General features: G+C 36.4%; 17 protein-coding genes and 2 tRNA genes. 8 read left to right on the top strand and 11 right to left on the bottom strand.

All coding sequences use genetic code 11. The features are described from left to right. From J1N10_RS17105 to J1N10_RS17085, 5 genes are all read right to left on the bottom strand, one after another. On the bottom strand, positions 1-437 hold a 437-nt coding region (locus tag J1N10_RS17105; RefSeq protein ID WP_262327952.1), incomplete at its 3' end, for a hypothetical protein. A gap of 7 nt (positions 438-444) precedes the next feature. After that, positions 445-969 carry a DUF1858 domain-containing protein gene (locus tag J1N10_RS17100; RefSeq protein ID WP_262327951.1) on the bottom strand — a complete coding sequence of 175 codons (525 nt, stop codon included), beginning with the start codon at positions 967-969 and terminating at the stop codon, positions 445-447. Continuing rightward, positions 962-2,215 carry a DUF438 domain-containing protein gene (locus J1N10_RS17095; protein ID WP_262327950.1) on the bottom strand — a complete coding sequence of 418 codons (1,254 nt, stop codon included), beginning with the start codon at positions 2,213-2,215 and terminating at the stop codon, positions 962-964. Before J1N10_RS17095 ends, J1N10_RS17100 begins: the two co-directional genes overlap by 8 nt. A gap of 17 nt (positions 2,216-2,232) precedes the next feature. Beyond that, positions 2,233-2,571: a cupin domain-containing protein gene (locus J1N10_RS17090; RefSeq protein ID WP_262327949.1), complete on the bottom strand. Its 339-nt coding sequence runs from the start codon at positions 2,569-2,571 to the stop codon at positions 2,233-2,235. Between the two features lie 39 nt (positions 2,572-2,610). Further along, positions 2,611-4,134 carry a PepSY-associated TM helix domain-containing protein gene (locus tag J1N10_RS17085; protein ID WP_262327948.1) on the bottom strand — a complete coding sequence of 508 codons (1,524 nt, stop codon included), beginning with the start codon at positions 4,132-4,134 and terminating at the stop codon, positions 2,611-2,613. 268 nt (positions 4,135-4,402) lie between these two features. Between J1N10_RS17085 and nrfH the strand changes: the two genes are divergently transcribed. From nrfH to J1N10_RS17060, 5 genes are read left to right on the top strand one after another with little or no spacing between them, the layout of a single operon-like run. Beyond that, a complete protein-coding gene (gene nrfH, locus J1N10_RS17080; RefSeq protein WP_262327947.1) occupies positions 4,403-4,987 on the top strand; it encodes a cytochrome c nitrite reductase small subunit in 585 nt (194 codons plus the stop codon). A gap of 18 nt (positions 4,988-5,005) precedes the next feature. After that, the gene (gene nrfA, locus J1N10_RS17075; RefSeq protein WP_262327946.1) at positions 5,006-6,505 is read left to right on the top strand and encodes an ammonia-forming cytochrome c nitrite reductase; all 1,500 of its coding nucleotides are present in this window, start codon (positions 5,006-5,008) and stop codon (positions 6,503-6,505) included. Between the two features lie 11 nt (positions 6,506-6,516). Next, positions 6,517-7,737: a cytochrome c biogenesis protein ResB gene (locus J1N10_RS17070; protein ID WP_262327945.1), complete on the top strand. Its 1,221-nt coding sequence runs from the start codon at positions 6,517-6,519 to the stop codon at positions 7,735-7,737. After that, on the top strand, positions 7,737-8,522 hold the full coding sequence (locus tag J1N10_RS17065) for a cytochrome c biogenesis protein (RefSeq protein ID WP_262327944.1): 786 nt from the start codon (positions 7,737-7,739) through the stop codon (positions 8,520-8,522). Before J1N10_RS17070 ends, J1N10_RS17065 begins: the two co-directional genes overlap by 1 nt. A 45-nt stretch (positions 8,523-8,567) precedes the next feature. Further along, positions 8,568-9,365, top strand: a complete 798-nt coding sequence (locus tag J1N10_RS17060) for a cation transporter (RefSeq protein ID WP_262327943.1) — start codon at positions 8,568-8,570, stop codon at positions 9,363-9,365. A 59-nt stretch (positions 9,366-9,424) separates the two neighbouring features. On the opposite strand, the gene J1N10_RS17055 is transcribed toward J1N10_RS17060, so the two are convergent. The 4 genes from J1N10_RS17055 to J1N10_RS17040 form a co-directional block, all read right to left on the bottom strand. Continuing rightward, positions 9,425-9,507, bottom strand: a tRNA-Leu gene (locus tag J1N10_RS17055). Positions 9,508-9,735: 228 nt separating this feature from the next. After that, positions 9,736-9,808, bottom strand: a tRNA-Gly gene (locus J1N10_RS17050). A gap of 116 nt (positions 9,809-9,924) precedes the next feature. Continuing rightward, complete coding sequence (locus J1N10_RS17045; protein ID WP_262327942.1) at positions 9,925-10,974, bottom strand: CotH family protein; 1,050 nt, start codon at positions 10,972-10,974, stop codon at positions 9,925-9,927. 13 nt (positions 10,975-10,987) lie between these two features. Continuing rightward, a complete protein-coding gene (locus J1N10_RS17040; protein WP_262327941.1) occupies positions 10,988-11,767 on the bottom strand; it encodes a polyphosphate polymerase domain-containing protein in 780 nt (259 codons plus the stop codon). Positions 11,768-12,283: 516 nt separating this feature from the next. Between J1N10_RS17040 and J1N10_RS17035 the strand changes: the two genes are divergently transcribed. Continuing rightward, positions 12,284-13,720: a glycoside hydrolase family 16 protein gene (locus J1N10_RS17035; RefSeq protein ID WP_262327940.1), complete on the top strand. Its 1,437-nt coding sequence runs from the start codon at positions 12,284-12,286 to the stop codon at positions 13,718-13,720. Positions 13,721-13,798: 78 nt separating this feature from the next. Here J1N10_RS17035 and J1N10_RS17030 read toward each other — a convergent pair whose 3' ends face one another. Beyond that, a complete protein-coding gene (locus J1N10_RS17030; protein ID WP_262327939.1) occupies positions 13,799-14,938 on the bottom strand; it encodes a carboxypeptidase-like regulatory domain-containing protein in 1,140 nt (379 codons plus the stop codon). A gap of 302 nt (positions 14,939-15,240) precedes the next feature. Here J1N10_RS17030 and J1N10_RS17025 point away from each other — a divergent pair, with 302 nt between their 5' ends. Further along, the gene (locus J1N10_RS17025) at positions 15,241-15,960 is read left to right on the top strand and encodes a hypothetical protein (protein WP_262327938.1); all 720 of its coding nucleotides are present in this window, start codon (positions 15,241-15,243) and stop codon (positions 15,958-15,960) included. 56 nt (positions 15,961-16,016) lie between these two features. Here the strand turns inward: J1N10_RS17025 and J1N10_RS17020 are convergent, their stop codons facing one another. Further along, positions 16,017-17,813, bottom strand: coding sequence for an SLC13 family permease (locus J1N10_RS17020; protein ID WP_262327937.1), 1,797 nt, complete (start codon positions 17,811-17,813; stop codon positions 16,017-16,019). 121 nt (positions 17,814-17,934) lie between these two features. Between J1N10_RS17020 and J1N10_RS17015 the strand changes: the two genes are divergently transcribed. Further along, the gene (locus tag J1N10_RS17015) at positions 17,935-19,770 is read left to right on the top strand and encodes a peptidase U32 family protein (protein ID WP_262327936.1); all 1,836 of its coding nucleotides are present in this window, start codon (positions 17,935-17,937) and stop codon (positions 19,768-19,770) included. The last annotated feature ends 36 nt before the right edge of the window (positions 19,771-19,806 follow it).

Below are 19,806 nucleotides of genomic sequence, written 5' to 3'. Positions count from 1 at the left end.
GAAAGCTTTTTTATAACCCAACGTGCCTTTCCTCCAGGCACAAAGTTTTCAATATATTCCGTACTGAACACTAATGTTGTTTCGTTAGATAATGAATCAACTAAAACATATTGGTTAAAATATCCTTCGATATTAAATTGCCGAAAGACAATTGTACTTCGGGTTTTATCAAAACTTATAAAGCCTTTGTCGATATGATGTTCACCTTCCGGATTCTTTTCTGAGGGTTCGAATTTAGATTCATTGCTTACTTCAATGTAATTGTTATCCATAACCAAATTGAAACTGGATTCAATGACTGAATTATTATTACCGAAGCCGGAACCTGTTCCATGCCAATTCCCCAACAAAAATTCTAATTGCTTAAATTTATTTTCCTGGGCTATCGCTGAATGAATAACAAACAGACTAATTAACGTTAATATTATTTGCTTCATATTGTCGTTATGTATGATTTCTGAAATACACAAAAAATTCTTCATCCCCCTTTATATCCAGCCAGTGCTCATAATTTAAGCTTAAAGACTTATCAATAAGTGGTGCAGGAATAAAAGGTGCAATTACTTTTAAGATTTTTCCTGAATCAAGTTTCTTCAATAAAGCTAATACTTCATGCACAGGTTGTTCTCCGGCATTAAGCATTTCTCTTATGTCTATTGATTCAGAGATATTAGATACATAAAACCAATCAGGCTTTTCTGTAGTGTAATTGCGGTCTTCTGTTTCAATTGAGTCGGTTGCTGTTTGCCCTACTTCTGCACGAAGCTTGTTTATGAGTTCTTCAACTTTGATACCACCAATTACAGATGCCTGACTTAAAGTTGTAATCTTTGTAATGGTTTTTCGCAATACAGGATTCTTCAACTTTTTGAACGGTGGAGCAACAGCTATTAGCACATCCTCCAATTGAGGATATGCTTCCAACAAATCGAATATCTTCGTTTTGGGAGTAATTATCAGTTTATCCATTGTCTTTTTCTTTATCGTCTGTATATTCTAAAATTCGTCTTTCGCCTTCCAATGCCCTGTTTTCAGACAAGTCCTGAGAAACTTCAAGTGTACCCAGATATTCACCATCTTCCCCTCGTAAAGCAAAGTATTCTATCTTAATAAACTTGCCTTTCATCTGAATCCAGAACGGAGCATGAGAGGCTTTGCCCGATTTAAAATCTTCCAGAATTTTCTCAACAATATGGGTGCTTCCTGGAGGGTGACACAAACGGACATCACGATTAATAATTGAACGGTTGCGGACGAATATTCGCTCTTTTCCCTGGGTGAAATATTTTACTTTGTCGTTTTTATCTACAAAGGTCATATCGAATGGAACGGAATTTAGAATAGCCATTATTTCCTTTGCAGAGAAACTTCCTGATGGTAATTGAATGTTTCCATCAGAAGAAACTCCTGTATCATCTTTATCATCTGTTAAACCATCGGGTTTCCATTCAACTTGTGGGTCATATAGGCAAAAACCAAATTCCAGCGTTTGTTTATTTATGCTCCACCAATCCTCTGTAGTTAGCACATCCATACTCATAGGAAACAGAATTTCTTCCTCTTTCTGTACCATATCAATTACGGCTTGTAGAGTTGGAAAAAACAACAAATCAAGAGAATCAACTAAGTCTGTTTTAGTAATATCTTTCGTATTTAAAACCTCTATACACCCTTTTAATTGTTCCCTTATTTCGTCATGTTTGCCCCACATTACTTTGGGCGGGCCAGTAATCTCATTTTTCTCTAAGTGTGGAAATACAAGATACTCTTTACGAAGGTAGTGCTTGTCAACATCCATCAATTGATTAAACACTCCCTGCAATCCGAAAATAAATTGATGAAACTCGGAATCATCAACGGCACTTAACGCCTTTAGCAAGCCTTTTGCTTTTTCAGCTACTTTCTTTAGCTCAATATTTTCATTTTTAAATACATCAATCGGATGCCCGGCAGGAATATCTTTTGCTCCGCTTAAATCTACATTGCCTTCGAGAACTGAACCATGAACATCACATAATTTCAGGACTTCTTCTTCGGGTAATCCCTCTTGCATCAGTTCTTGCTCTACTTCAACAACTTCTCCGTATGGAATACTTTTTAGTGTTTCAACCAGTTCTTTTTTTACAGCTTCTGCCGATTCTCCTTCATGTAGTTTTAGAATAAGTTCTTTTAATCGCTCTTTACGATATTTTGAGTTATTAATAAGTTCGCTCATGACAATTGGATTTTAGTTTATAAAAGCTTGGTTTGCGTAGTTGGTTTTGGTGCTTTAGTAACCAATATTCTGGCTTGACTTGTTCCTTCGTTACTCAAATAATGAACAATATCAGCAGGACTTTCAATCAAGGTATCTTTTTCAAACACCACCGATTCATCACCTACATGTACCGTTGGAGTTCCCTCCAACACATAAAAGGTTACATCAACTGGTGTTTTGTGAGGCTTTAAAGTTTCGCCTGGTTGTAAGGTAATGTGCATTACTTGAGCAGATTCCTTATTGTACAACTGCTTTACATCAACCTTATGTGGATTCTCTTTCGATTCTTCTGTTTTATAGCTTCGTGAAATCATATTAATTTATTTTCTAATATTTATATAAGTTACAACAATTTACCGGGATTTAGGTTTCCTGAACTTCTTTCTCCAAAGCAAATATCCGCTCAATACAACCAGAACACTTACCAGTCCTGATAAGGGAACTAAGAGGATATAAAAATCACCAAGAAGAAAACGAAAGAAACGTCCTGTATGAATTTCGAGCGAAAAATTCCAAAGTGACATTTTCGATTCTTCAAGCACATTCTTAGGCATTTCAGGGAATAATTTATCGTGATACAAAGGAACTACACCTTTGTCGTAGTCAATCATATATTGCTTACCTACCAAATCCGTAACTAATCCTGTAACTTTAAAATCACCAATAGGTCTGCCTGTTGTATTGCCTACATGTAATTTACCCTGGGCATAATTATAAATTTCAGGATGAGCCGGATGCCATAAAAACAAACCACTGAACGAACCGATAATGTACGCCCCATCATTGAATGGCTCAAGCACGTTAATTCCCATAACACTTACAGGAGGCTGAATTTTAAAAGCAATTGGTGCAAGACGGTCTTTATCCATATAGAAGATGCCTTCCGAAGTTGCCAGAAGAAATTCATTTCGTTCACTTTCATATTTTATGTCCCTTAATTTATCGTACCAGGGATTAGGCTGGTCGAGATGAGAATATTTTACAGGGCTTACTTTTGAATACGCAATTGCAATAAGTAGCGGAGGGCGCAAGAACATACCTGTAAAAAACAAGACTATCAGGCACACAAATAACCAGGCTCCTGTTTTATTGTGCCACTTTAATGACCATCGGTTAGTCTTTACAATTGATGTGACTGATTTCGTTTTCTTCTTTCTTCTCTTTATCCATCTCGGGAAAAAGAAATAAATAATTCCTGTCAACGATAAGAAAATTGTAACTACTCCCAAAGCATCAACAAACAGCTTTCCGGGAATCCCAAAAATCTCTCCTGAATGAATCTGCCACATGGTTTCAAAAAGCGAAACTTCTTTTTTGTAATCTCGTGGTTTTTTGAGTTCAATTTTCTCAAATTGGGTATTTATTCCTTCCGACTTACCTTTAAATAAATAGGAACGATTTAAAACATAGAGCGTATCGTTGACACATTCAATAGCCACAAAGCGTTTAATGTCAACATCCAATTCAAACTTTATCCATTGCTTTTTTTCCTTACTAAAAGCAAACAAACCAAATTGCGTTGCTGTATATAGATTTCCGTCATTTGATTGATACAAGTCAAAAATCTTTCGGTTATCGCTTCCATTTGGGAAACCAGAATTGAATGAACTATAATCAGTAAGATTTGAATCGGTAAGCCATACCCCAATATTACCATATACTAAAATGCTATCGGCATTTAAAATAAGATTGCCTTTAACAGCACTATTATTCCAATTCTGATAACGAAATTCTTTTGGAAGGCTGCCTCGTGAAATATCAATACCAGAGAAAAATTCACGATGATTCATAATGATGCCTGTAACCGAGAAATATAAAAGCAGGAAGGCAATGATTAGCCCTGGCCATTTATGTAGTTTCTTATATAGTTTTCCCATAAAGTAAACTGTCTGTGAGTTTGTTTTTATCTAAATAACAATTGCTTATATGCCTTAAAAGATAAATATTGTTATTCCTGTTTCTTGAAAATTTCTTAAATTTATCTAATGCAATATTAAAAAACAGAAAAATTGCAAGCTGTAACATATGGTACAGCTTCTTTGTTCTTGGTAACATATATTTGCATTAGAAGGTTGAGTATTCATTGATTTGAAATAATGAATTTGTGGGGAGGATAGTTTTAATGTAAAAACGAATTTTGAGGCTATGAACATATTGAAAAAGATTTTACCTCCTGATAAATGGAAGATACCTGTCATTATCGTTTCAGCAATTCTGTTAGGTCTTTTTTTCTTTCTATTCTATGTCTCCAATGCATCATCTTATCTATCTGATGACCCAAAAACCTGCGTAAATTGCCACATCATGGCTCCGCAATATGCTACATGGATGCACAGTTCTCATCGTGAATGGGCAAACTGTAACGATTGCCATGTACCTCACAATAACGTATTCAATAAATATTATTTCAAAGGAAAAGATGGAATGCGACACGCTTCAATCTTTACAATGCGTGCCGAGCCACAGGTTATACAAATAAAAGAAGAAGGTCATCATGTAGTGCAACAAAATTGTATTCGTTGCCATAGTAACCTTATTACCGATACAAAAATGAATACCATTCATACCGATTTTCATTCTGACAGAACTGACAGAACTTGTTGGGAATGCCATCGAGAAGTCCCTCATGGCAGGGTGAACAGTCTTTCGAGTACGCCTAATGCTAAAGTGCCGTTACCCGAAAGTCCAGTACCCGATTGGTTAAAAGAAGCATTAGAAGAAACAGAATAATAACATAGAACTAAAGATATGAAATCATTCAGCGAACAAATCAAAGAAAAACCTTGGAAAGGTTGGGTTCTTTTCCTTGGAACTATTGTAGTTGTATTCCTTTTAGGATTATTAGCGTCCAGTGTTGTAGAAAGAAGAAGTGAAGCGGTGTTTGCCTATGCACCCAAAAACGATTTTTCTCAGTTTGAACCCCGAAACGAAAAGTGGGGAGCTAACTTTCCTCGTGAGTTTGAATCATATTATAAAACTTCCGACACAACATTTAGAAGTAAATACAATGGTGCAACAATGATTGACGAGCTTGAAGATGACCCAAAATTGGTAGTTCTGTGGGCTGGCTATGGTTTCTCAAAAGACTATAACCAGGGAAGAGGTCACTATTATGCTGTTGAAGATGTTCGCAATACTTTAAGAACCGGAGCACCTAATGACGAAGTGAAAAGTCCGATGCCAAATACTTGTTGGACATGTAAAAGCCCCGATGTTCCAAGAATGATGAATGAAGTTGGAATTGCAGAGTTTTATAAAGGCTCATGGGAAAAATGGGGAGCTGAGATTGTGAATCCAATTGGTTGTGCTGATTGCCATGATGTAAACACCATGCAATTACGCATTTCTCGTCCTGCTTTAATTGAAGCGTTTGAAAGACAAGGAAAGGACATTGCAAAAGCTACGCATCAGGAAATGAGAAGCTTGGTTTGTGCTCAATGCCATGTGGAATACTATTTTAATAAAAAGAAAATTGAAGGAGTTCCATATCTAACATTCCCTTGGGATAACGGTATGTCTGTTGAACAAATGGAAGTTTATTACGATGATATGGAATTTAAGGATTGGACACATAAACTGAGTAAAGCCCCAATGTTAAAAGCTCAACACCCTGGTTATGAAACTTACTTAACAGGTGTACATGCAGAACGTGGTGTATCTTGTGCTGATTGTCACATGCCATATAAAAGCGAAGGTGGTGTAAAATTTACCGACCACCATATTCAAAGTCCTCTTAATAATGTCGCCAATTCATGTCAGGTTTGTCACCGTGAGGAAACAGGCAGACTAATAGCCGATGTATTCTCTCGACAGGATAAGATTAAAGAAAATGTTACCATACTTGAAAATTTATTGGTTAAGGCACACGTTGAAGCGAAAGCTGCTTGGGAGAAAGGAGCAAACGAGGAACAAATGCAACCAATACTTATGGATATTCGACATGCTCAATGGCGTTGGGATTATTCCGTTGCAGCTCATGGTGCATCATTCCACTCACCTGTTGAAACAGGTCGTATTGTTTCATCAGGTATCAATATTGCCCAAGAAGCAAGAATTAAACTTACTCGCTTATTAGCAGACCTTGGTCATAATAAAGAAGTTGAAATGCCTGATATTTCGACAAAAGCTAAAGCCCAGGAATATATTGGTTTAGATATGGCTAAACTAAATTCTGATAAAGAAGAATTTTTAGGGACTGTAGTTCCTCAATGGCTTGAAGAAGCCAGTCAAAGAGAATCGAAATATTAGAATAAATTACCTTGCAAAATACTAAAGAAAAAAAGAGCTTATGGGTACTTCCCTGGAAGTATCCCGAAAGCTTCTTAATAGCCTTTGCCTTATTTTTGGCATCATTAGGGATTGAGTTTATAACAGGTACTACAGCTCCGAAAATATCTTGGCCAGTCAACCTTATTTCAATAGCATTATTAGCAAACTTATCATTATTGCTATACCTGTTATCAAAAAAAAGAGCGGTTTTCAAATGGTTTTATAGTGTTCCTGCATCAATTGCCGGGGTGACTTTATTCGTAGTACCTTCGTTATTGTTAGCCTTAATTCCTCAAAAACCATCAGATTCCTTATTCTTTCTGTATGATGTTACATCGAGCTGGACTTATACAATTGGAGTAGTTTTCTTTTTAATCATACTTGGAACAGTAACCATTAAACGCATCACAAAGCTTTCCAAAAGGAATATCGGTTTCTTTTTAAACCATTTCGGTTTGTGGTTGTGTATTGCGTCAGCTCATTTAGGTGCAGGAGACATACAAAAACTGAATATGTATCTTGAGGAAGGTAAAACTACCTGGTATGGAATTGAAAACGGAAATAGAACAGAAGAATTAAATTTTGCTATAAAGCTAAGAGACTTCTCCATTGAAGAATACCCTGCAAAAATTGCTTTTGTGGAAAGCAGTACAGGAGAAATAATCAACCAAAACAACAAACCCTTAATGATAGACCCACATGAGGGTTTACAATTCAACTATCAGGATTTTGATTTTAAAATTGATAAACTATTAATGAGTTCAGCTCCTGTTATGAATAGGTTTGAACCTGTTCTGGGGATGGGTGCAACTCAATCCTTAAAGATTCTAAAATCTTTTAATGAAAAGGTTGATACTATTTGGATTTCAAGTCCAAGCATTTTGTATCGTCAGGAAATGTATCAGATTGATTCAAGTACAATAATGCTAATGACCAAACCCGAAGCAAAACGCTTCCTGTCTGAAATAACGGTTTATGAAAAAGCCGGAGCAGTATATGATACCATCATCGAGGTAAATAAACCAAACAAGATTTCCGGATGGAAGATTTATCAAACAAGTTATGATGAAACAATGGGACGTTGGTCAACGAAAAGCATTTTGGAACTGGTTAAAGACCCTTGGTTACCGTCGGTATATTTGGGATTCTTCTTACTCATTGCAGGAACTTTCTATCTGATATGGACTGGTAAAAGGAAGGAGGAAGTGTAATGTGGCATAATTTTGAAATATTCGCAATTATTTCGTTGGTAGCATGGATTTTGGCTATTGGCACTTCACTTTCTGACAAGATGGGCAAAATCGCCAATTTGACTGCAATCCTTGGTACTTTAAGCTTGGCTGTATTTATCGTTTTACTTTGGACAAATCTCCAACGCCCACCATTAAGAACTCTTGGAGAGACAAGACTTTGGTATTCATTCTTCCTGGCAATTTCAGGTTATGTAATATTTAAGCGATGGAAAATCAAGTTAATGCTTATGTATTCACTTGGTATGGCTATTCTATTTCTATTATTGAACTACCTAAATCCAGATATTCACAGTAAAACACTAATGCCAGCATTGCAAAGCATTTGGTTTGTACCTCATGTAATTGTGTATATGATTGCTTACGCCTTATTGGGTTTATCTGTACTTTTCGGATTGCTTGGATTATATGCTATTAGAAAAGATAATCTGAAAGAGGATTTTGTACTAAAAACAGATAACATTGTTTATATCGGCTTTGGCTTCCTTACGTTAGGACTTATTTTTGGGGCTTTATGGGCAAAAGAAGCATGGGGGCATTATTGGACATGGGATCCCAAAGAGACATGGGCATTTCTTACATGGGCTGTTTACTTGATTTATATCCATTTCAGGATAAAAAGTAATTTAAGCCACAAAAGCGTTTTTCTGATTTTAATGTTAGCTTTTGTTGTTCTGCTTATTTGTTGGTTTGGTATTAACTACCTTCCGTCAGCACAAAATAGTGTGCATGTTTATTCGAGTTAATCTAATAAAAGGAAAACATATATTAATATTACTCCAAAAATGGTTATGTATAAATCTGAATATCATATAGCAAAAATGGACTGTCCTTCTGAAGAAAACATGATACGGATGAAGCTTGATGGTTTAAGCGTTATTAAAAAGTTAGATTTTGATATTGAAAATCGCAACCTAACAGTTTTTCACACTGATGAAGATAAGGAGATTTTAAAGCGATTGGAATCCCTGAATTTTGGTGCAAAACTCTCCAATACTGAATATTTTGATTCAAATGATATTCAATCTGAAAGTTCAGAGGTACAATCAAAACTCCTTTGGTCGGTACTCATTATAAACTTTGGATTCTTCATAATTGAAATGACAACAGGGCTTATATCAAAATCAATGGGTTTAGTTGCAGATTCGTTGGACATGTTAGCCGATTCCTTCGTTTATGGTTTAAGTCTGTGGGCTGTTGGCTCTACAGTAATTAGAAAAAAGAAAGTAGCTCGACTAAGCGGATACTTCCAACTCACTTTGGCTTTATTGGGAATTATAGAGGTCATTCGTAGGTTTATAGGTTTTGATGCAATGCCAGATTATCGGATAATGATTGGTGTATCTATCTTGGCATTAATTGCAAATGCTCTTTGCTTGTATCTACTGCAAAAATCCAAAAGTAAAGAAGCCCACATGAAAGCCAGTATGATTTTTACCTCAAATGATGTTATTATTAATGCAGGTGTAATTCTTGCTGGAGTCTTGGTTTTGCTTACTCAGTCTAAATACCCTGATTTGATTGTAGGAGCAATTGTTTTTCTAATTGTAGTGAGAGGTGCTTTTAGAATATTGAAATTGGGAAAATAGAAGAAATAGTACTATGATAAAAACTCCCGACCGAATTAAATCAGTCGGGAGTTTTTGTGTGCCCAGGGCGGGACTCGAACCCGCACGTACGTAGTACACGCGGCCCTCAACCGCGCCTGTCTACCAATTTCAGCACCTGGGCTGGTGACAGTAAAATTATCTTTTTACAGAATGTTTCCGAATTGTTTCCGAATAAATTCCGTATTTTTGTTTCAAGTTCTTTTAAAACCTAGTATTAATCGGCTATTGCAGCTCTTTAACACTAAATTTTCGTAAATGCCCCTCAACCTTGCGTGTCTACCAATTTCACCATCTGGGCAATCTTCGATTTTCTTTTCGAAAAAGAAGGGACCTAATATCGGCCCCCATGAGCGAAAAACGGGACTCGAACCCGCGACCCCGACCTTGGCAAGGTCGTGCTCTACCAACTGAGCTATTTTCGCATTTGCTGTGCAAAAATATAAAAAAATAGGGATGTTACGCAGGAATAGCGCAGATTTTTATGTCTTATTTTTGTACCAAAAACAAGCACTTCAGATTGAATGGATTAAGAAACAAATTACTTGGTTGCCTCTGCAATGAAGGCTTTTCGATAGGATTGTTTACTAGCTAATACCTGGTAAAATGAGTCTACAATCTTAAGGCATTCCTGCCTGGTAGTTAAATCCAGATATTCAAATTCGAGGATTGTGTTGATTAACTCTGACTTCTTGTCTTTGTAGTGGGTCAGTGCATTTTCCAGGGTTTCTAGTGGTACTTTCTTCCCTTTGTATCGATTCTCCAACAGTTCGCGCCCCATATAAACATGCATATAACACGCATCAACAAACTCGGACATATCAAAATCGTATGGGACAGCTACCGGTGGCGCGTGTCTGTTTTGACGGAACAATGCCACATTGTGCAACTTAGGTATTGACCAATCGGTATTACCAATCATATAATTAAAAAGCGCCAGCTGAACAATATTATCCTCAACAAGCTGTTCTTGTTTCAGGTTCGCCATCTCTACTTCCTCAAGCCCGAGACGCTCGGCCATCTGATCAACCGACTCCACAAAAAAAGCATACTTAATGAGTTCATCGCCATATACAGTATCTTCATATTTCACCTTCACCAAACGAACCCTTAAACTCTTATCGCTTACCGCATTATACATTTTATAGACGAGATATTCTCTCAGCATTGTATTTTGCATTGTCTCACTCGTATCGCGACAATGAGTGACAAGCTTCAGTTTTTTCTGGCCTTCAAAAACCGTATTCAGCACTTCCCGGGTTTTAAATTTAAATCTCAATGGTGGAAAATCACAATTCTCAGACTTTAACCTGAAGTTTCCCCGGGTTTTAATTTTTACCGGTATCTGTAACTCATCCCCATCATCAACCATAAAAATAGTTGCCGGATGATACTCATTGTTTGTGCGATCCCTGTCTTCTCTAATACTGGTAAAATCCGCCTTTATTGTTAACTCAATAATTTCGTCATTCTCAAAAAAACTGATGGCAGTTTGCTTGACACGCTCTTTTGTTGCTGCATCTAATTCGTAAGAATTAGCAAAAAGAACGTTTGAAAATAAGAAGCTTAAAAATAATAATGACAGTCTCATCCCTGATAACAATTTAAACAACCATTGCTAGTTGTGAATGTTCTTGAGCAATTAATTTTTCAACTTTCCTCAATCGTGGTTTAAAACGATTGTATTTTACTTCATTATTAAGAGCAATTGTTCCCAAACAATACTTACTGATTGACATTGGTAAAACACCTTTTGATTTCAATGTACGGGCAAATGAAGAGTAAACATTTTCTTTATCGCGTTTAATCTCAATTATTGCACAATTACCTAATGAATAATTACATTGTTTCTCATTGGTAAAACGAATATTCAAATCAATAGTAATTCGCTCGCAAGCCTTTTTATTAATTAATGTAATACGTGTAAAATCTGTTGATAACTTAGGTTCTAAACCACTGGCCTGATAAGGCGTGCAATCATGCACTAAACATTCTAAGCCTTTGGCGATAGGATAAGTAAACTGATCAATTCTTAATCGCTGCTTAACGGTGCGACTTTTAATTTTCTCTTTTACCTCAATAAATTTATCACCTGTTTCTTTATACTGACGGTAACGAACTTTGTAACGATGATTTTTACCATTGTGATGTTCTTTGTACATCGATAGTTCATCGGTATCGAAATATATGGTGTTATAGGACAAATCTACTTTCCCGTTAACAGCCAACACCTCGTAGTCGTTGATATGTTTTGACAGAGCTTTGACTAATACAGCCGGAGACACAATATATTTTGTGTCTAACCTATTTAATAGCTTAACCCTACTCATCTCCTCTAAAGATGTCGTATCGAAAAAACTAACTAACTGTAATAAATCATTCATGGTTCGTAATTAAAACTGTTATATGCTTAACAAGTCATCTCAATTTCGCTGCAAAAAACACACTTTAGATTTTTAAGATATATGACCGAAATCATGTTTTTTATAAGCAGATAAAAATTAACACTATTTTAATGTTATAGAACACAAAATATATCCTATATATCTATGTTACTGATATTTAAAAACACTTACAATTTTCTACAAACAAGACTAAAAATTGTTAATAATCTTAAATAATCCAGCAAATATCATTCATCATGTGTGAATCTGTAACAAAATTCTCATCGTTATAAGTGTTACACATGAAATGATTATTCAACTATCAAACCAAAAAACATTACATCCTCATTTTCTGAACCTTAGTACTTTACCCAACAAATACAAACCGTTCATATCCGTACAATATCATGCTATTTACGAACACCTATTACTTTCTGTAAAAAATATTGAATAAACAGTAAACTTTATTGAATGAAACGCGTATGATACCTACTAAACGCCCAAAACTTAAAATTAATGGCACTTTTTTCTTCAAAATATCCAAAAACGGCTAAATATGAAGCCAGCATTAAACAGCTACATGCCGACTTTGATCGTTTTAATGCCTACATCGAATCGGATGAGTTAAAACGTATTAAAGAACTAGAGCTTCTTATTAATTCAACTGAATTTAAAAAGAAAGTTGACAAGCTAAAAAACGAACGTTTTAAAGATACTGCAGAACACAGGCAATTAGATAAATATAATACCCGCAAAAAATCGAGTGAATTCAAGAGGTATTTTAAATACCAGGCATCTGGAATGCCTGAGAAGATAAATTCAATTAAAGAATCGGCGAAACTAACCGAACTAACCGATTTAAGTGAATATATCAGAAGCAGTGAGTTTTTAAGCGCAAAACAACAAAAAGGTTTCAAAAAGACGGAAGCTTTCCAAAAGTTTAAACGCTACAAAACCCTATCGAAAGACGCAGATATTAAGCTCTACAATAAACAGGTTAAATCGACTAATTATAAGAATTATCTAAACATGCATGATTCTGAGCGATTAAAAACCTATCATGAATTAGAACACGAGGTTACTTCTGAAAAATTTATTCAATTTAAAAATTGGATGGAGGATAAAAAGAAGTTCCAAAAGTCGGAGGAGTTTAGCCTGATTCAGGAGCACTCGAAACTCTTAAAATCACCGGATTACGACTGGTATACGAAAACCGAAAAGAAGAACGCCTTTAATACTATTGACAAATGGGAAATATCATTTGAAGATGAATTCTCAGCCAAACAACTAGACAAAGGAAAATGGATTACAGGCTATTATTGGGGCAAAGCTCTTCTCAATAAAACCTACGTTCTCGAAAATGAAAACCAATTCTTTACTGATAACAATATTAGCATTAATGGAAATGGACTCAACATTAACACTAAAAGTGAAGAAACTGAGGGTTTAGTTTGGGATACTGAAAGAGGATTTATGCCGAAAAAGTTCAATTTCACATCTGGTCTAATTAGCACAGGTCAAAGCCACCGACAAGCATATGGAAAAATTGAAGCTAAAGTAAAAGTCAATCATAACAAAGCCGTTACCCATGCATTTTGGATGGTGGGCGAGAAAATGGCACCGCAGATTGACATCTTCCGCTTTAACAGCAAAAATGCCAAAAGTTTTACTTCCGGCCTTCAATTATTAAATGGAAGTGCGCCACAATTGGTTTCCAAAACTGTTAATGGTGCCAACTTTGAAAGCGATTATTATATTTATTCTATCGAATGGAATAAGGAGAAGATTAGCTGGTTTATTAATGGTGTAAAAGTTAATGAACAAAGCAACAATATTCCTGATTCACCAATGTACCTTGTTTTCAGTTCTCACATTACTGAAGACATTGAGCAATTAAGTTCGGATGCCAACATCCAGGTTGAATGGGTTAAATGTTACCAATCAAAAAATTAAAATACATCTATCAACAACGTAAAAAGGGGATTTAGCCATTGAGCAAATCCCCTTTTTACTTTCCTTAAACATATCCCTTTATTCTGAAGGCAAACTGAAACGACTCCAGAAATCTTTGTTTTCTGCTTTATCGGTATAAAATGTTTTATCAGTTCCCGATTTAAAAGTTGCATAGTCATAAACTACCCAACTCGCTTTTAAAGAAGTTCCATCACCCTCACCTTCGTATCTGATTTTGCTTAAAGCATATTTGTTATTTGCGGTTTTTCTGTAGTTCACGGTTACTTTACAGGTATAATCATCACCGTCAGTATTGCTACGATAGGCGTCACGTCCAGCATGGAAAAAACCCTTCGAGGTATATTCCAGTTCGTTCGTCACAATTGAATAGTCGTTTTGACGAATAACAATAACACCAGCGTACGATTTGCAATAAGCATCACCGGTATTGGCCACATTCGGAGTATTAAGTTTGTAATTGATTACCCAAACCGAATCTCCATTAACAACTGATTCCTCTGCAAGCGTCAATTCATAGTCATTAACAAAAGCAATATCCAAAACATTACCACGCTGACGCACAATATCGAAGGCAAGCAAATCATTGGCGTGAATCATGCCTTTTTTAATAGGCGACACCTCATAATCGCGTCTTACTTCCTTTACTTCAAAACCACGACTTTCATATACCGATGCCAGTGAGCGATTGCCATACCCCTTCTCATCTGAGTAGCGAATAACAGCCTCTGTTTTTTCACCGTTCATAACCTGTTCAAGGTAAACGTTGGCAGAATAGGCATTTTCATACGAATCTTCAATGATATTAGCAGCCGTTTTAACAATGCCATAAAGACGCTTCGAATCGGCTTTTACATCAACAGCCTGAATACCGTATGTCTGGCTGAACAATTTTATTGATTCACCATTCAATACATTCAACTCATCTACCGTAAACTCCTTTACTTTATAGCCAACAGCAGAAATTTGGACCTTAAAATTAGCGAACTCCTCTCCTATACTTAACTGGTAGTATCCATCAAAGTCAGATGCCGTTCCCAGATACGTCCCAACAACTCCAATGTTTGCAAACTCAACCGGATTGTTAGTTTCAGCATCAACGATACGACCTTTAATATCAATATTTTGAGCCAACACACCCGAGCTTACAAATAGCATGGCCATTAGAACTAAACTAGTATTAATCTTTTTTAAAAGCATATTATTAGTTTTTAGTTTATTCCGAATCACGTTAAATTAGTGGTTAAGATACTATTTTTCTTTTGCCCGCGAACATAAACAATAATCGTTCCTAAAATTTAATAACTACATATAATACCAATTCGTCCCTAATCAACCTAACTCATCATTTTAGGCACAGATTTTGATTGTTCACCCCTTGGTATTTTAAATATTAAATTTGAGAAATGATTTTTATTCAACGAAGGATTTCTGTTCTTTTAAGGTATATTTAAAGTCAAATACCTGCTTAAATTATTGAAATTACATTAAAACGATGAAATATGACTAGAGTATTATTTGTGTTAACAGCACTCGTTTTGTCATTGAGTAGCTGCGTTGTATCGAAAAAGAAATACGACGCTCTTTTACTTGAAAACAGCCAGTTAGAAAAGGACCTTGATAAAAAAACAACCGAAAGCCAAAAGTTACAAGTCAATCTTGAAAATGCCATATCTGATTATGAAAGCATGAAAGATGACTTTGGCAAAAGCAATGCTTTAAAAACGGATGAAATTTCGGATTTGATGATAATGGTTACCCAACTTAAGGACGAAAGTGAAGAACTGAGTACTAAGCTGGACCAGACGATGAAGAATTTCAAAGCTAAAGAAGCCGACTCGTATTTAGCCAATGAAGAATTAACTCAAACGATGCGTACCGTTAATATTCTTAAACGTGATACCGCGAGTTTAAACTACTCTTTGCAACTGGCTAAAGAGCGTAATAAAATATTACAGGACGAATTAAGAGAATCGCAGAAAAAAGCCAGTTCTGCCGGGCTTGAGCGCGTTGAAATTCAAAAGCAACTAGACACTCAATCGGCACAACTTAAAGAAATGGAACGTCAATTGGTAAAAAGCCAGCAAAACATGTCAGAAGTTTCAAAAGCCTTTGTCGAATTGCGCAAAGAAATGCTGAAAGCTAAGAGTAGCAACAAACCAATCGATCCTAATAAAAGTAAACAGGTAGATAAAGTGGCCAAGCTATTGGGCCATTATTAACCCGAGTACCACATAAAATTATTAAAGGCTGTTCGATAATACGGGCAGCCTTTTTGCTATGAGAATAATTCATTTGGGAAGTACATATAGCTTAATATTGCTATTGTAACCACCATATAGATAATGGTAAGGGGCAGGCCAATCTTAAAGAAATCCTTAAAGTTATAACCACCAGGACCATACACCATCAGGTTGGTTTGATAACCAATAGGTGTCAGGAAGTTAGCTGCTGCCGCAAAAGACACAACCAAAACAAATGGCATTGGGTCATGGGTCAGGTTTTTGGCAGCTGTAATGGCAATTGGAAACATAATAGCCACCGCTGCTTTATTGGTTATATACGCCGCTAAGAGGGTTGTTATCAGGTATATTCCTACCAATAACCATACGCGCCCGAAAGGTAAAAACACCCGAATAACGGAATTGGCAATCATGTCGGCCACACCAGTTTTAATCATGGCTGTACCAAGCGCCAATGACAACGCAATGATAACACCCAGATTATAATCAATGCTTTTAGGTAAGTCTTTAGAGGAAACCACCTTGAGAATATTAATCATGGCTAAAACAATCAGCAACCCTAGAAACAATGGTACCAACTTAACCGCTGCTAAAAATATTGCCATGAGCGTACCTCCAAACAATGCCCATATTTTGTATTTCTCCGGTTTTCGTAATTCTTTCACACGCGAGATAACATAGAAATCAATCTCGTTTTGGAGATGACTGGTAAAGTTATCACCAGCTAACAATAGCAAAACGTCACCTGCTTTTAGTTTCACATCATCGATGCCTCCTTTTATTCGTTCACCATTACGGTGTATAGCCAACAGCGCTGAATCATATTTTCCTCTAAAATATATATCTTTTACCTGCTTGGTAATAAGCGAACTATTATGGGAGATAACGATCTCAACAATTTGCGAACGCTTTAGCTTTGACATCATGCCCACCGACGGCACCGTTAAATCACTGTTTTCAGATAATAAACCAGCTATATTATTTTGCTCACCTGCAAAACGCAAGACATCGCCTTCACGCAATACAAAATTCCCCTCTCTTATCTGAATAATTTGTTTACCCCGGCATATTTCAACAACTAATAATCCATATTTACCCTTGAAATCCACGTCCTTAACAACTTTCCCAATCAACCCTGAATTACTTCTTATTTCAGCTTCTACCAGATACTTCCGCTCAGAGTCATTAAAATCCTCAAGAGCCGATGCCCTGCTTGGCAACAGCTTATAACTGAAGATATACAGATACAAGAAACCGATGACCAACATAGGTAATCCAACCCAGAGAAAATCAAACATCTCCAGGGGTGCCATGTCCGGAATTATGTCTTGGTCGATAACCATCCCACTAACAATCAGGTTGGTTGATGTACCAATTAGTGTGACACAACCACCTAAAATAGCGGCATATGATAAGGGTATAAGAAGTTTCGACGAAGAAATATTATTGCGCTTACTCCATTGATGCACATAGGGCATCATCACGGCTACAAGTGGTGTATTATTCAGAAATGCTGAGAAACCGCCTACCCATAACATCATGCGCGCCAGAAATCCTTTGTAAGTAGATGATGCTGGAAAAATCTTCGCAAAGAATATTTCAATAACAGATGTTTGCCGAATAGCATCACCAAGCAACAGCAGCATAATTATAACGGCAATCTGCTCATTGGCAAATCCAGCCAATATTTCGCCTGGTGTCAGTATTTTAAAGATACCCAGAACCATTACCGCAATAAAAAATGTAAAAGCAGCACCCATCCACTCGCGATAAAGCGAAAGAAGGATAAAAGCGATTACAACAAAAACAACAATTACGTCTAAACCTGGCATCTGATTCGGGTCAAATAAATATGTTACTTTTGCACACACATGAGCAAATAGTATCAAAGCAAAAATATAAATTATAACGTAAATACCCATTCAGGTCGTATATTAAGCTAAATAAAAATCAATGAACAGCCCACAATACAGAACAATTGAACTACTTTCTCCGGCAAAAAATCTGGAATGTGGAATGGCAGCTATTAAGCATGGTGCAGATGCTGTTTACATTGGAGGTCCAGGCTTTGGCGCTCGCAAAAATGCAGGTAATTCATTGAGCGATATTGAAGAACTCATTAACTATGCGCACTTATTTGGCGTTAAGGTTTACATTACACTTAACACGTTACTATTTGACCACGAAATAGATGAAGCCAATCAACTGATCCATGCTATTTATAAAATAGGAGCTGATGCCGTCATTATTCAAGATATGGGCCTACTGGAAACAAAACTCCCTTCTATTGAAATACATGCCAGCACGCAAACTGATAATCGAACCGTTGAAAAGGTTAAGTTTCTGGAGGACGTCGGTTTTTCGCAAGTAGTATTGGCCCGCGAATTATCAATTGAACAGATAAAAGAAATCAAGCAGGACACCTCTGTTCCCCTTGAATATTTTATTCATGGTGCTTTGTGCGTTTGCTATAGTGGACAATGTTATATGAGTGCTTCCATTAATAAACGCAGTGCCAACCGCGGCGAATGTGCCCAACCATGTCGTTTAAAATACAGCCTGAAAGACAAGAATGGCATCAACATATATAAGGATAAACACTTGCTTTCACTCAAAGACCTTAACCTGACATCACACATTGAAGCACTGATTGATGCAGGCATTACTTCTTTTAAAATTGAAGGGCGACTGAAGGACAAAGATTATGTGGCCAATATCACAGCGCATTACAGACAAATCATCGATTCCATTCTGAAGAAAAGAAATGATATAAAACGAGCATCGTCGGGTTTATCACATACAAGTTTTAAGGCAGATGCCACCAAAAGCTTTAATCGTGGTTTTACCAACTACTTTGTTAATGGCCGCGAAAAAGGCATCTGGTCCATTGATTCTCCTAAAAACATAGGCGAAGAACTGGGTCAAGTGAAATTTGTTGCCAAAGACCATTTTGTAATCAGTTCAAACGAAAAACTGACTAATGGTGATGGACTCACCTACTTCACAAAAAACAAGGAATTAAATGGTGTTTTAATAAATAAGATAGAGGGCAATAAAATTTATCCCAACAACATGAAAGGTATTGCAAAAGGCATGTTACTTTATCGAAACTTCGATAAGGCATTTACTGATGCTGTTGCAAAAAATAACAGTCAACGCACCATTCCCGTCGATATTCTTTTTGTTGAAAAAGACAATCAATTTGAGCTATCAATAAGAGATGCCAACCAACTTGAAACGAGCATTATTTGCGATTTAACTCCGAGCACCGCCAATAATCCTGAACGTGCACTAGACCAGATAAAGATACAAATAAGCAAACTGGGCAATACGGTTTTTCATCCTGACAATGTTCGAATTAACTTAAAAAACGATTGGTTTTTCCAGGCCAAAGAACTGAATGCAGCAAGACGACTTTTAATCGAAAAGCACGAAACCAAACGACGAATGCATTTCAGGCCAAAAGACACCGTGTTCAAGCCTAATTCTGTGCCTTTTCCTAAAATAGAATTAAACTACACGGCTAATATCATCAACGAAAAAGCTCAACATTTTTATGCCCGTCATGGTGTTAAAAAGAGTGATTGGGGCTTTGAGAAACAAACCAATATAAAAGGCGCTGAACTGATGCGCACCAAACATTGCGTGTTATACATGAATAACCAATGCCTTAAGGAACATCCAGAAGTACGTAAGCTCTTACCACTAACGCTTTATAATAAAAAAGATAACTATCGCCTGGAATTCGATTGCAAAAATTGCGAGATGATAGTAAAGCGGGAAAAGTAAATGTCTACAAAAAACCCGTCTGACTATAATCAAACG

This window comes from Carboxylicivirga litoralis, assembly GCF_025499605.1.
Classification (GTDB): Bacteria; Bacteroidota; Bacteroidia; order Bacteroidales; family Marinilabiliaceae; genus Carboxylicivirga; species Carboxylicivirga litoralis.
The sequence above is the reverse complement of the archived record's forward strand: the minus strand, read 5'-3'. Positions and strand labels throughout refer to the sequence as shown.

Excerpts from the sequence above, each read along its gene's own strand:
- J1N10_RS17030 (WP_262327939.1), bottom strand. The coding sequence starts at position 14,938 with ATGCTTTTAAAAAAGATTAATACTAGTTTAGTTCTAATGGCCATGCTA.
- J1N10_RS17095 (WP_262327950.1), bottom strand. The coding sequence starts at position 2,215 with ATGAGCGAACTTATTAATAACTCAAAATATCGTAAAGAGCGATTAAAA.
- J1N10_RS17040 (WP_262327941.1), bottom strand. The coding sequence starts at position 11,767 with ATGAATGATTTATTACAGTTAGTTAGTTTTTTCGATACGACATCTTTA.
- J1N10_RS17045 (WP_262327942.1), bottom strand. The coding sequence starts at position 10,974 with ATGAGACTGTCATTATTATTTTTAAGCTTCTTATTTTCAAACGTTCTT.
- J1N10_RS17025 (WP_262327938.1), top strand. The coding sequence starts at position 15,241 with ATGACTAGAGTATTATTTGTGTTAACAGCACTCGTTTTGTCATTGAGT.
- J1N10_RS17065 (WP_262327944.1), top strand. The coding sequence starts at position 7,737 with ATGTGGCATAATTTTGAAATATTCGCAATTATTTCGTTGGTAGCATGG.
- nrfA (WP_262327946.1), top strand. The coding sequence starts at position 5,006 with ATGAAATCATTCAGCGAACAAATCAAAGAAAAACCTTGGAAAGGTTGG.
- J1N10_RS17060 (WP_262327943.1), top strand. The coding sequence starts at position 8,568 with ATGTATAAATCTGAATATCATATAGCAAAAATGGACTGTCCTTCTGAA.
- J1N10_RS17100 (WP_262327951.1), bottom strand. The coding sequence starts at position 969 with ATGGATAAACTGATAATTACTCCCAAAACGAAGATATTCGATTTGTTG.
- J1N10_RS17020 (WP_262327937.1), bottom strand. The coding sequence starts at position 17,813 with ATGCCAGGTTTAGACGTAATTGTTGTTTTTGTTGTAATCGCTTTTATC.
- J1N10_RS17085 (WP_262327948.1), bottom strand. The coding sequence starts at position 4,134 with ATGGGAAAACTATATAAGAAACTACATAAATGGCCAGGGCTAATCATT.
- nrfH (WP_262327947.1), top strand. The coding sequence starts at position 4,403 with ATGAACATATTGAAAAAGATTTTACCTCCTGATAAATGGAAGATACCT.
- J1N10_RS17090 (WP_262327949.1), bottom strand. The coding sequence starts at position 2,571 with ATGATTTCACGAAGCTATAAAACAGAAGAATCGAAAGAGAATCCACAT.
- J1N10_RS17015 (WP_262327936.1), top strand. The coding sequence starts at position 17,935 with ATGAACAGCCCACAATACAGAACAATTGAACTACTTTCTCCGGCAAAA.
- J1N10_RS17035 (WP_262327940.1), top strand. The coding sequence starts at position 12,284 with ATGGCACTTTTTTCTTCAAAATATCCAAAAACGGCTAAATATGAAGCC.